The 12581-nt window shown below is 35.0% G+C and carries 12 protein-coding genes and 2 pseudogenes; 5 read left to right on the top strand and 9 right to left on the bottom strand.

All coding sequences use genetic code 11. The features are described from left to right. Positions 1 to 62: 62 nt before the first annotated feature. On the bottom strand, positions 63 to 1091 hold the full coding sequence (locus LC455_RS26800; RefSeq protein ID WP_223595619.1) for an asparaginase: 1029 nt from the start codon (positions 1089 to 1091) through the stop codon (positions 63 to 65). Positions 1092 to 1500: 409 nt separating this feature from the next. On the opposite strand from LC455_RS26800, the pseudogene LC455_RS26795 reads away from it, so the two are divergent. Beyond that, positions 1501 to 2058 (top strand): annotated as a pseudogene (locus LC455_RS26795) (NADPH-dependent FMN reductase). Positions 2059 to 2424: 366 nt separating this feature from the next. Here LC455_RS26795 and LC455_RS26790 read toward each other — a convergent pair. Beyond that, positions 2425 to 3219: a VCBS repeat-containing protein gene (locus LC455_RS26790; protein WP_440446432.1), complete on the bottom strand. Its 795-nt coding sequence runs from the start codon at positions 3217 to 3219 to the stop codon at positions 2425 to 2427. Between the two features lie 295 nt (positions 3220 to 3514). Here LC455_RS26790 and LC455_RS26785 point away from each other — a divergent pair, with 295 nt between their 5' ends. Further along, complete coding sequence (locus LC455_RS26785) at positions 3515 to 4012, top strand: acyl-CoA thioesterase (protein WP_263297929.1); 498 nt, start codon at positions 3515 to 3517, stop codon at positions 4010 to 4012. Between the two features lie 29 nt (positions 4013 to 4041). Here LC455_RS26785 and LC455_RS26780 read toward each other — a convergent pair whose 3' ends face one another. Together LC455_RS26780 and LC455_RS26775 are read right to left on the bottom strand one after the other, a co-directional pair. After that, positions 4042 to 4476 (bottom strand): hypothetical protein, encoded by a 435-nt coding sequence (locus tag LC455_RS26780; protein WP_223595615.1) that lies wholly within the window; start codon positions 4474 to 4476, stop codon positions 4042 to 4044. Between the two features lie 131 nt (positions 4477 to 4607). After that, positions 4608 to 4991 (bottom strand): VOC family protein, encoded by a 384-nt coding sequence (locus LC455_RS26775; RefSeq protein ID WP_223595614.1) that lies wholly within the window; start codon positions 4989 to 4991, stop codon positions 4608 to 4610. A 608-nt stretch (positions 4992 to 5599) separates the two neighbouring features. Here LC455_RS26775 and LC455_RS26770 point away from each other — a divergent pair. Both LC455_RS26770 and LC455_RS26765 read left to right on the top strand, forming a co-directional pair. After that, positions 5600 to 6064, top strand: coding sequence for a low molecular weight protein-tyrosine-phosphatase (locus tag LC455_RS26770; RefSeq protein WP_223595612.1), 465 nt, complete (start codon positions 5600 to 5602; stop codon positions 6062 to 6064). A gap of 545 nt (positions 6065 to 6609) precedes the next feature. Further along, a complete protein-coding gene (locus tag LC455_RS26765) occupies positions 6610 to 6933 on the top strand; it encodes a hypothetical protein (RefSeq protein ID WP_223595610.1) in 324 nt (107 codons plus the stop codon). Between the two features lie 260 nt (positions 6934 to 7193). Here LC455_RS26765 and LC455_RS26760 read toward each other — a convergent pair. Further along, positions 7194 to 8110: pseudogene (locus tag LC455_RS26760) on the bottom strand (LTA synthase family protein); the annotation flags it as partial. Positions 8111 to 8249: 139 nt separating this feature from the next. Continuing rightward, positions 8250 to 8690: a hypothetical protein gene (locus LC455_RS26755; protein WP_223595608.1), complete on the bottom strand. Its 441-nt coding sequence runs from the start codon at positions 8688 to 8690 to the stop codon at positions 8250 to 8252. Positions 8691 to 9631: 941 nt separating this feature from the next. Between LC455_RS26755 and LC455_RS26750 the strand changes: the two genes are divergently transcribed. Continuing rightward, the gene (locus tag LC455_RS26750; RefSeq protein WP_223595606.1) at positions 9632 to 9877 is read left to right on the top strand and encodes a hypothetical protein; all 246 of its coding nucleotides are present in this window, start codon (positions 9632 to 9634) and stop codon (positions 9875 to 9877) included. A gap of 415 nt (positions 9878 to 10292) precedes the next feature. Here LC455_RS26750 and LC455_RS26745 read toward each other — a convergent pair whose 3' ends face one another. The 3 genes from LC455_RS26745 to LC455_RS26735 all read right to left on the bottom strand — a co-directional run bounded on the left by LC455_RS26745 (position 10293) and on the right by LC455_RS26735 (position 11697). Further along, positions 10293 to 10853: a CBO0543 family protein gene (locus LC455_RS26745; protein ID WP_223595604.1), complete on the bottom strand. Its 561-nt coding sequence runs from the start codon at positions 10851 to 10853 to the stop codon at positions 10293 to 10295. 150 nt (positions 10854 to 11003) lie between these two features. Then, the gene (locus tag LC455_RS26740; RefSeq protein WP_223595602.1) at positions 11004 to 11306 is read right to left on the bottom strand and encodes a hypothetical protein; all 303 of its coding nucleotides are present in this window, start codon (positions 11304 to 11306) and stop codon (positions 11004 to 11006) included. 64 nt (positions 11307 to 11370) lie between these two features. Continuing rightward, positions 11371 to 11697 carry a hypothetical protein gene (locus tag LC455_RS26735; protein ID WP_223595601.1) on the bottom strand — a complete coding sequence of 109 codons (327 nt, stop codon included), beginning with the start codon at positions 11695 to 11697 and terminating at the stop codon, positions 11371 to 11373. Positions 11698 to 12581: the final 884 nt, after the last annotated feature.

The raw sequence follows: 12581 nt of genomic DNA, 5'->3' as shown, positions 1-12581 counted from the left end.
GCGGCAATAAGTAAAGTTAATGAACGATGTTTCAAATAAAATCCCCCTTTGATTATTTAAATTTAACTTAAAAGTGAGGTTGCACTTTGAAGTTTAAAGTCAGCAACTAACTCCCCAATTTCCTCTTCGCGGCAATTATGCAATTTCGGTCGATAATGGTTTATTAGTAGCTCAATCTGTTGCTCTGATAATAAATTCAATTGTTTTAAGACTTCCACTGCAGCCGGATAAGCTGCTCGTCCATCCCCATCTTCGATTTTCACCGCAATTCCTATACCTTTTTCCAAATCGCCAATGCAATAAACGCCCTCAGCGCCTGCCTTGCCAATAAATCTTCCTTTTCCAGCTTTCATGAAATCCGTACAAAAGCGATCTGTCCCCCCCACCATTTCGGGTGCGGTAACCATCGCCTTCGTAATTCTCCTAATAGCATTCCTGCGTTTTTCTGGAAGTTCATCTGGCCGGGCTAGTTTGGCATAGCCATGAGCCAAATTTTCAAGCGGCACCCCATGTACAGGAACACCACAGCCATCAATTCCAATTTCAATTTGATCATTTGGATATTCGGTCATTTCACTTACTGCAGCTAGTATTCGCTGCTGAACAGGATGATTGAAAGAATAGTAATTTTCAAGCGGTTCATTCATTTGTTTTGCTGTAATCAACATCCCCGTATGCTTCCCTGAACAATTATTGTATAAAGGAGTTACTTCTTTACCTTGAAGAATAAGTTCTTTGTATGTATCCGGCCAGCGTGGTGGATGGGTGCCGCATTTTAGACTGGTATCACCAAGCCCGGCTTTTCCAAGTATCGCAAGAACACGATCCGTGTGCATTTTTTCTCCATTATGAGATGCACAACATAAGGACAAGTCTGCATCACTGAAATCATAATGATCTGCAGCTCCTGTCTCGACGACGGGAATAGCTTGAATTGGTTTCATTGAGGATCTGGCAAACACAATTTTCTTAGGATTTCCTGCATAATAAAGCAACTGACCTTTTGCGTCGACTACTGCCACATTTCCCTTATGAATGCTCTCAATTACATTTCCCCTTGTTACGTTTACTAACAAAGTAGATTCCACCATATCCCCCCTAATAATTAAATAGTTTGATAATTTAAAATAATCATATAATATAAATAACCCTAAAACAACCTATTTATTAAAAAATTTGGTTGTTTTGATAAAATTTGTGTGTAATAGAAAAATCTTCATAGGTTTATATCATTTTTCTTTAACCTGTTTCAACCAATTTTAACGCTCATTTCAAGAGGTTCACTGTGGAAAAAAGTTAGCGAATATAGGACTCTACAAAAAAGAAATAAAAAGTTTGTGTCGTCTAAAACCACCTATCATCCGTTAAACCATGAGTACCATTGGACAAATTTAAACACATAATTAAATTTAATAATCTAACAATTAGGTATAACATCACTCCTTCTATTTTGGTATATTATGGTAACATGAAAAGTGATTTTAAATGAGGAGGAAATGTATGACAAAGACCATTGGCCTAATTTGTGGTAGTTTACGAAAAAACTCTTATAATCGAATCATTGCTCAATCATTAACAAAGCTGGATGATTCCCATCAATTTCGTTGGATTTAAATTAATGATCTGCCTTTATTCAACGAAGACTTGGAAATAAGTGTTCCGGAAACAGTGACATTATTTAAATCTGCTATCAAGGATGTTGACGGTATCATTATTGTAAGTCCAGAGTACAATTCTGGAATTCCGGGCGTATTAAAGAATGCATTGGACTGGGCATCAAGACCTCGGGAATCCGCAGTTCTTAGCAGAAAACCGGTTGCTTTAATTGGTGCAACTCCTGGGGGTTTAGGTACTGCCTTTGCTCAATTGCAAATCAGACAAGTACTAGAGGCCATGCAGGTTCATGTTCTTCCATTTCAAAAAGTGTTGATTTCCCAAGTACATAAAAAGATTGATTCTGATCAGAAAGTCCTTACAGACGAACAAACAAAACGTTATCTTCAACAATATTTACATCAATTTATTCATTGGATCGATCACACTCCAGCTCTAGATTAATTAAAAAGCTCCAAGGTTTTTCAATCATTTCTATTAAAATACTACTAAGACATAATGAGTTTTTTTGAAAAAGAATTCCAGTAATCTGCTCAATTACATTGGAACAAACGAAAGGTTAAACATCCATAACACCCGACAAATTAGGCTTTTTATATTTGTATTTCCTTAACGTTGGAAATCCACTTTTTGCTGGTGGTACCCCTACTTTATATGCAAAAAATACAATAAACCAGAAAAATGGCGTGTCAAACTGGTGTCAGTTTGCACGCCATTTCATTGCAGTTAAGTGGAAATAAACAAAATGAATCGGTCAATGCCAAATTTTTAAAATGCTTTCAGTATTATCTTTTGAACTCATTCTGTCCACTATTGTAATTCCCCTCCATAGGTGGCCACTGTCTGCCTTTCAGGAGCAAATACCTGGCCGTTCCATTTCAACACGGTTTGAACTTCTCCCAAACTATCAGCATTGTACCTGCCAGCTATCCTTTGATGCGCTGCCAGCTCATATATTCCATCCCTGTTTATATCAACCGGATATAAACCTGACAAAGGATTAACCCAGCCATTAATGGGTTCCTTCAAAATACCTTGGGAGTTATATATTTCCGATAGATATTCCTTCCCCTTGTAAGTAAGGTCAAGAATATACTTTTGTTTGAGATGATAACTGGTCACCTTTGCTTTGTATTGATTCTCAAATGTCACATCATACTTATAGGATTCATTGAATGTATCAGAATCAAAAATCTGCCTTATTTGACCGTTAATAGATGAAAAAATATACGCGTAAATAGCACCACCGCTTCCACCGGTGTCAATGACCACTAAAAGATCATCGCCATTTTTACCTGTAAAATCACCAAGAAAAAGAGTAGGATTGTATCCAGAGTTATTTTTAAAAGAGGAGTATTCATATTTATGGGTTCTCCCATTTTGGACAACCAAGGTGATATCTTTCCAAAATGGACTATCAGGGGTTTTATTCGCAGTTAGAAAAACATTATCCTTTATCCCGTCACCGTCAATATCGCCCCTCTTTACCGTTAAGACGGAGGGACTGTTGGTGCGCATTTTTCTTTGATCAGCAGATTGCAGACTTGACCGTATTTCTAGAAGTTTGTGTTTTGAAGGATACGGATTTGGAAAGGACAAAGCCATATCAATCGTTTGCAGTGCTTCATTTATTAATCCGGCTCTTGCCTGCGTATTCGCCAAACAATACCAATAAAAAGGATGATTCGCTTCACGTATTTTTGTGTAATAGTGAAGGAGTTCTTTATTGAAATCATTGGTGCCCAACAGTATCCCCACCTATCAAATTAGTATACACTTAGATTTATATGTGGGATTTTGAGTAGCATTCCATTCTCAATTGAATCACAAGAATCGCCCTCTAGCTTTCTATGGTATAATAGGAAAAAACCACAATCAGTGAGAAAAGGACCTTATATTTATGAAAAAATCTTGCAATGAATCTAGAACAATTCAAACCGACGGAGTCCTGCCAAACGACACTAACCCACACCAGACTCTCTTCGGAGGCGCTCTGATGAGCCGAATTGACCGCGTTGCTGGTATTGCCGCTGTCAAACACTGTGGAAAACCCGTTGTGACTGCAAGTACCGATTCGGTCGATTTTTTGCACCCGATCACCCTTCAAGATGCGGTCACATTAGAAGCGTTTGTGACTTGGACCGGGAACACCTCGATGGAAGTGTTTGTAAAAATAACAGCAGACAACTACTTTACTAGGGAAAGCAGGGTTGCTGCGACTTCGTTTTTAACCTTTGTATCGTTAGATGAAAAAGGGCGGCCGTCCCCAGTGCCAACTGTGTATCCCGAAACAGAGGAAGAGCACTATTTGTTTAATACCGGAAAAGAACGGTCCATTACCAGAAAGCTCCGCAGAGAACAAAGCAAGCATCTAGCACAAACATTTGGCGGAAAATAAAAAAGCAAATTAACGGGTTCGGCCATATGTTATTTACTTGTTAGTATTAGCTTTCTTGTTTTGACATCAAATATTTTATAACTAATTTCAAACATATGGTCTTTGGTAACTGTCACTTCACAATAATAAGGGATTGACTTTCCGTAAGCATCAAGTGCAGGAATATCTCTGAAGGAATATATTTCATCTGTTTGTAGCATTTTAAAGTCCGCTTCAGGAGAACGACCTGATGAATCTATTGTGATAACACATGTCCCACTGACGACATCATATTTCTTTAGCACAACATATTTTAGGCTTGGGAGAGTAATCGCTAAAAGTAAACCACCAAAACATAAAATTCCAAGATACTTACCTACGTTTAATAATCGAAAGTCTTTAGTACCAAACATAACAATCAAGGCAATTACTGCGCCTATTACAAATAAGGATCCAAGTATGAGCATTAAATAATAAACGACCAAATTATCACTTCCTGTAACTATTAAACCTTAAAATTGTATAACCCTGTCCTAAGATTAGGACAGGGTTAACATAAAGTTGTTTTTTTAATGCTGATAAAAACACTAAATGGGATAACTTTTTCGACAAAACGTTACTTCTGCATAATCTGAATTAGGTTGCCGCATGTATCATCGAAAACAGCTATTGTGATTTCGCCCATTTTTGTCGGCTCCATTGTAAACTTCACGCCTTTTTCCAATAACCGTTCGTACTCTTTACGAATATCTGCAATGCCAAACATTGTTGCAGGGATGCCTTCGGCAAATATCTTCTTTTGATACTCTTTGGCGGCTGGATGGTTATTCGGTTCGAGCAAAAGCTCGGTACCTTCTTGGTCCTCCGGAGAAACAAGCGTTATCCACCTAAATTCTCCTACGGGAACGTCATGCTTTTTTACAAAACCTAGCTTTTCTGAATAAAAGTCCAGTGCCTTTTCTTGATCTTGAACGAATAAACTGGTAACAATGATTTTCATATATTTTTGCCTCCTTTGAGATTTGCTATTTATAGTAGTCTGATAACAATCTGGATGCAAGCAAAACAACCCACACATTCGTTAAAAGTTGACTTTATCATAACACTTTAATCAGTATTCCGAAATCTTGTTTTCAGTAACCTTCCCCGTTTGTTCAAAAAGAAAATAAGAAGCTGCATACTTGCAACTCCCTTTTCAGCAAACGCACCCCTTTAGTTTAAGTGAAGTTCTTTACAATTCATCTGTTAAATAAAAAAGAGTTATTTTAGCACTTAAGAAATGAAGACAAATCACAAGGATTTTTTGGGTAACAGTCTCTAAAATTACCACTAGCGCCGTTCCATTTTTCTGTTCAGTACATACTTTGTGATTACGAATGAAAAGAAGGCATTGTACATGGCAGATGGTGCTTAATGGAATGTTTTCCTCTAATCAATGTATGTTTATTTCTTATCATCGCTTGAGTACCTTAATATAATAAGACCCCCGTAACGGTTGGAGTTGTGCAAAACAACACACCTGTCCAATCCACTAATTTGAAAATACATAATTCCTTTCAAAAAAGACTATTAAAAGGAAAAAAAGACAAATTTAAAGGGGTTAAGTACATGATCAACGTTTTATTTGTATGCTTTGGGAATATTTGCCGTTCACCAATGGCTGAAGCTCTGTTTCGCCACTTAGTCAAAAAAGAAAATTTGACAAACAAAATCGCAATTGATTCCGCTGCAACCAGTTCATTGCAAATCGGCTTTCCTCCGCATGAAGGAACTCTTAATATTCTGAAGAAATACAATATCTCTTCTAAAGGGCTTGTTGGACGCCGACTAACGAAAGAAGACTTTTGGAGATTCGACTATATTATCGGTATGGACAAAAGCAACATAAAAAATATATACAGGATAACCGGAAAGCCTAATCATCCAAAAATCATTAGGCTGCTTGACCTGACCAAATACAGGAAAGATATCCCCGATCCATTTTTTACAGGTGACTTTGATGAAACCTATCGTCTTGTTTCAGCTGGCTGCCGGGTATTACTCAATAAAATACACAGGGAAAAAAACTTATAACAACAAGGCATCCATCTTACATCATTAAAATCATCTCTAACAATATTAAAATAAAAACTCTATGATTCTTTAGTCTTTGTACCTAACAACAGTTCGAGCAATAGTGTCATATACAGTCTATTTATTTTTGTTTATTAAGGAGCTTACCAAATTGATGAATAAAAGTCCGTATACCGTTATCAATAATATATTAATCAAATAATCTGGGAAATTAGAAGGTATGACAATGTGCCCATTCGTAAAATGCGACAGCTCCCAAGGGGCAAATTTAAGCGCTGAACGGAAAAGATACGTTTTTTAATTTTTCATTTCGGTCCTCCATTGAATCCACCCCCATCTTAATATTCCTTGACAGTAGTTTCATTTAAGACTATTGGGAAATAAAGGATAATATGCAACTATTTGGCCTAATTAAAAGAATGCCCTCTTATTTAATTTAGCTACCGAACTAGCACCATAATATTCTTTTACTTATCAGGATATTTATTGATTTATACCTTATAATAGAATTAGATATAGAATTACAACAAGAGGTGAATTGTAATATGGGAAATTTACAAAATACTTTTGGATTAAACAATTTCAAAACGATGAAAGAAACATCAAAAGCTGTTGAATTTAAAAATATTGTTAACGATGAAGTAATTTATTTACTTCCAAATAAAGAGATTACTATTGTTTTAAATCCAAAAACAGTCGAAGAAAATAAAGAACTAGAGGAAAAATCTACGGGGTTAAATCATAATACAGCTTTCCTAGAATTTCCTAAGAGAGAGCATACTGGTAATGGACCGATTTGCTTTGGGTATGCATATAAATTTCAATCAACTGATGAATTAGATGTTTTTTTACGTAAGTTAAATAATTAATAATTCGCACACAAAAACACCGCAATTAGCACGATGTTTTTGTTTATTATTATTTCTTGTTTTACTATTCCTACGTTATTGAATCATCACACCTAATTTGTTTCAGTCTGTTCCAATGTTGCTAACAGATAGATGCTACATATTCCCCCGTTTTTCCACCTCTTGTGAAAAGTTTCATCTTTTAGCTTTTCAACTAGTGCATAAGTGGATATAGGGATAAATGTACAAAAAGCAAAAAAGACTGCCAAGATGGCAGCCTTCTATTTAGTAGAAGTCTCTTCTCCTTTGTGAGAAGGATTATAATCATATTTGGTTCGGTCGACTGGAGTAAAGTTATTTGGTGTGTAGAAACGTAATAAATCACCATTTACAACTTTATCCGAGAACGTAAGCTTTTGCTGAACTAATTGTTTGTATTTCTTGGCTTCAGGTATCTTGTCCGCTTCTAATTTCAAACCTGTAGTTGAATCATAATATTTACCATCAATAGAACTAATGGTTGGACTTACATAATCACCGTTACGAAATGCCACAAAACTATTATGCTGTTCAGATAGTAAATCCGTGCCGAATTGAACATAGTCTTTTGTATCAATTCCTAACAGGTGAAGAAGCGTTGGGAGAAGGTCCACTTGTCCGCCATACTCATGATTTACGCCACCTTGCATCCCAGGGACACGGATAAACAATGGCACTCGCTGTAATCCAGCATTTTCAAAAGGTGTAATTTCTTTACCAAGTATTTGTGACATTGCTTTATTATGATTTTCAGAAATACCGTAATGGTCACCATACATAATAATAATAGAATTATTATATAGCCCAGACTTTTTAAGGTAATCAAAAAATTGACGTAACGCTTTGTCGGCATAACGCGCTGTTTGGAAATATCCATCAACCGACTTATCACCTGTTGTGGCAGGTGCGATGGTTGTATCTTTTGATTCATTGCATACGGATAGTGATTTGCAACTGTAATGAATTTTGTATAAAAAGGCTGAGGCAATGATTCCAACAGAGGGATCGATTGCTGAAAGAATGGTTTATCCATTAAACCATATTCCGCCTCATCCTCTGAATTAATCTGATAGTAGTTGGAATCAAAGAACTTGTCAAAACCAAATGATTTGTAAATTTCGTTTCGGTTCCAAAAGCTTCCTGAATTCCCATGGAATACTACTCAGAAATATTTTTCAAAGAGCAATATAAAAAAACAAACCTCTCATGAAATTCCTTAATTAAAAGGAATTAGAGAGGTTTTTCTGACTTTAAGGAAATATTTCATTCTTGAGGATTTTTTAAAAGGGTTAAACTTATCATGAATTTAACTTCTTGAATATAAATTTTTTTAACAACAGTCCTAATGTAATACCAAAAATCATGGCACTAATAATATGGGAATAATAATCATTTATGGGTCTAATAGGGATATACTTACCTTCTACTGTCGCTGTGAATAAAAGTTCACATACTAACCAGGACAGTAAACTGGAAAAAGTAGTTTTAATAACTAAATAGTATGAACCCAACTTTTCAAATATAAAGTAAAGTAAGATTGCAAAAACACTACCAACTAAAAAATCTACAATTAATCCTATGGTAAATACAGGCCTGTTAAATGTAATAATAAGACTTGCTAATTCATATATACTATACTTACCAATGCCAAAATAAACAAATATCCTCGAAGCAATCTCTCCTGGTATTGTTGACAGAACACCTAATAAACCAATTAATAACACCTTATCTTGGATCATATCATCGATTCCTTAATCTTAATGTGGATAAATTTAGTTTACAAATTATATATAATTTTATACGTAATAAAAGAAGATAATTTTTTATTCAAGAAAGGCACCCGATTGCAGAATATTGAAAAATACGTAATCACTTCAATAATGGTCCTTTTTTTTACTAAAGCCTTTAATTGAAAATATTGACAAACTATTAGCTGGTTTAGATGAACAAGCAAAAAGACCGCTGCAACGATCTCATCTTTAACAAATGCACCCGTTAGTGTAAGTACATGTTTAACAAGTTCCCTTCATGCACTACTATCCTGTCTAAAAGCACTTTTAAAAATTATCGTAACCTTGTAAATCTGGCATGCTCTTCTTTTACTAAGCTTATGAATTTCTCCTTCTCCGCATCCATACTTGTAATCATTTTTACATTTTTTTCACTGCTTAAGAACCGCTTCACCCTGCTGTTATTGTAGATTATATATTCGTATCTATAATCCTTCTCCATTAAGGAAAACCAATCTTCTTCCCTTAATCTGATAATGTGTTTTTGGAATTTTGATTCGGGTGACAAATTAGGAATGAAATGTCCAATTATATCGCCTGTAATATCAATTAGTAAATCAATAATAAAACTGGTAATGGGAGTTCACTCCTTAAGAAAATTGCTTAAAAACTATTTAATCTTTATCGAGATATAAATATAAGTACAACTCTTAAAGACCAAAAAAATTCGCTACTTTTTATTAAACTCTTGCACCCGTTAGTGTAAGTACAATGTTTCACAATAAAGTTCAAACGGATACTTAAATCTTTTTATCAGTTGTATTCGGACTTTTTATAAAAAATTTATTTTTTTTACACTTTTAGCTAAAAATAACATACTTTAAATTACGTAATGGGCATTTATAATTGATTCAAGAAAACCCTTAAACTAAGGAAAGGATTAAAACACCATGATGAATGAACATACTTGGAGCCAAAATATTAATACCTCTCAACAACCAGCTGTACCTACCAATAAACCTTCTACTGCTCCTGTCCCTATTACTGTCCCTGTCACTGTCACTTTTCCTTCGGCTGAGGCACTTACCCCTGCTAAGACCCAGGAAATGAATATAGTTAGAGTGCTTGCCATCATTGCAGGAGTTTTCTTCCTTGTTGGATCTGGCCTTTTCTTGATCTCGCATATCATAGAATAAAGTCTTAGAACGGATATAAACACCAAATATTTTCTCTTTATATGCGTTTAACTATTGTCAGGTAAAGCCGTAATACGCACCAACAAGGGATTTAGTAACACACTAAATCTTATACATTAATACCTTTTAGATAAAAACTTCTATAATAATGTCATAGCTTTAAACACTTTAACTTTCCTGAAAGAACTCTTATTCCGCCTTTGATGAAGATTGAAATTTTGCTCCTTTAAGAATCAATTCTAAGGTCCCACTACTCTCTTTGAAAGACCACTTATTGGTCTTTTTATTATTTTTCCTTGTTCAACTAACCTGCACCTGTTAGTTCAAGAAGAAAAAGGGAATCCCTTGTTGAAGGAATGCACGGCTTACTTTAAGTGGATTCATTCACAATATCAGTTGTTGAAATGTTTAGTTATTACAAAGGTTCAAATGATTTTACCTTACTAATTCGATAAGCAATTAAATAGATAATAGTGTAAATTGGAAAGGAATAAAAAACACTCCATTTTGCAGTTGTATAAAATCCAATCCATTCAAATAAAGGTTCTCCTATAAAGGAAGTCAATGCGGAATAAATAACAGCTTTAAAAAAGGGATTTAGAGTTGGTTTAAATTGTAGCCACAGCATAAGAGTTACAGGAATTAAAGTAAAATCCCAAGGTAAAAACGTTGGAATGGTAGGCAATACTCTCCCAGAATAATGCCAGAGCCCAAAAACAAGTCCCAAAAAATCAAGCCAAGAAGCTACACTTAATCCAAAAATTCCAGCTAAAAGCAATCTTGCCTCACTTCCACGCTTTCGCAGTATTATCCAAACTAGCCAAGGAATGATTGATAATGCTACTGCAAGCCAAAATTCCCAGTGCCATAACGTATGTTCTTTCCAATAGTTTGCATAATCCGCTTCTGCTTGATGAATTCTTTGAAAAAACTTATCAGAACTTATAATTTCTTCTTTTCTAATCAATGGTTTCATTTTTAAATCCACCTAAAAAAATATATAACCCAAGTATACCCCATCCTTGTTCAACTAACCTGATCCGTTAGTGAAACAAGAAAAAAGGATCGCCGCAGCAACCCTTCCTTAAACTCTAGCACCCGTTAGTTGAACAAGAAGGTCCGTTATTTATAGAGTAACTTCCGATTTGTGTATGGTTTTACCTAAAATGTTTATGAGAGTAGAAAGTCTTTGTAAATCAAGAACATTTGGTTCATATTCCCCTGAGAGAATCTTTTGTAGATGGTTCCAATCATCACAAAAGGAACCAACACCAAGGTCTAAAGAATCGCTGTTGAAATCCTCTACATCATCCCAGTCAACCAGCCAATAATAGTCGGTTTCAACATTAATTTCATTAACATCCTTTTCCTTCAACTTTTTTAACAGCATCAATAACAATTGTTCGATTTCCTTTGTTTTTACTTTCAATAAACTCTGTTCCTCCCTTCAACGCTTCCGTATTTGGCATTACCATCTTTAAGGAAAGCACCCGTTAGCTTAACAACCACGGAACATTCATTTGAAATTCAAACTGAATTACTGGTCTAGGGAATGCATTTGGTACTAATGCTAAATCTTTATTAAACCCTATCTCAATATCATTATGACCTAGAGAAGAAAACTCTTTCTCTCCCTCATCTGGTATCCCTAAATCAGGTCCATCGATTAACCTGCCAACAATATGATAAAAGCCTCCATATAGATGTGTGCCATCTTCGTTTTCTAAACATTCATAGACCTCGCCTTCTTTACGAGGGTCAATACCAAGTAGATTAAAGATGTTTATAATCTCTTTGGGAAAAGTATCACAAGCTAACACGTAATTAGAACAATAATCACAGCTACAATCTTCATTGAGTAAATGATAATTTTTCTAAAATTCTTTTGTTCTTTTAACGTCAATTTCAATTACCCAAGAACCAATCTTTATTTGTTCCATAATTCCACCTTCACTCCAATACTCCGATTCCTTTTTCCTCAATTCGATGTTTTACTTGGCAATTCCTTCTTTCACTAAACTGCCACGTTAGCACAATAAGAAGACGGGATCGCCGCAGTATCCCGTCTTTTACATAAGCACCCGTTGGAGAATAAGAAATCAACATAATTGCTGTTTTATAGGATTTCTTACGATTTAGTTGTTTTAACTTTATCTAAGATTTCAGAAACAGCGATGGCTATACTTGCATTTAGCATACCAAATATAGATATATAAAAAATATATGGGTCCGAATTAGTTGCATAGATAGATACAGCAAATAGATATAAGCAATACAAAAATACCACTATTCCAAAAATTAATAAGAATTTATTCATTACTACACCATCCGTTTCGACATATATTCTATCTTCAATAAAATATTCGACAAAAGGTTAAATTTTCCTTTTTAATTGGTTGTAAAACCTCTTTTTCTCAATTAACTATCTGCCCCGGTTAGTCAAATAAAAAAAAGGATCGCGCAGTAATCCTTTCTCTAACTCAAGCACCCGTTACATTAAGTACATTTCTTCACAATCTAGCAACCATAAAAAAAACCCCATTTCATATGAATGGGAATAACATCTAATTATTCCTACTGAAACCACTAGTACACTACAACATACTTTATTTCATTTCTATGCCATATTTCGCAGCAATGGAAGTCAATATTTGAATTGCTTCAGGACTAGGTGGTCCTTCTGGAGCAGGTGGTAATTGTTCAG

Source organism: Neobacillus bataviensis (genome assembly GCF_019969725.1).
This window is presented reverse-complemented; position numbering and strand designations above follow the sequence as displayed.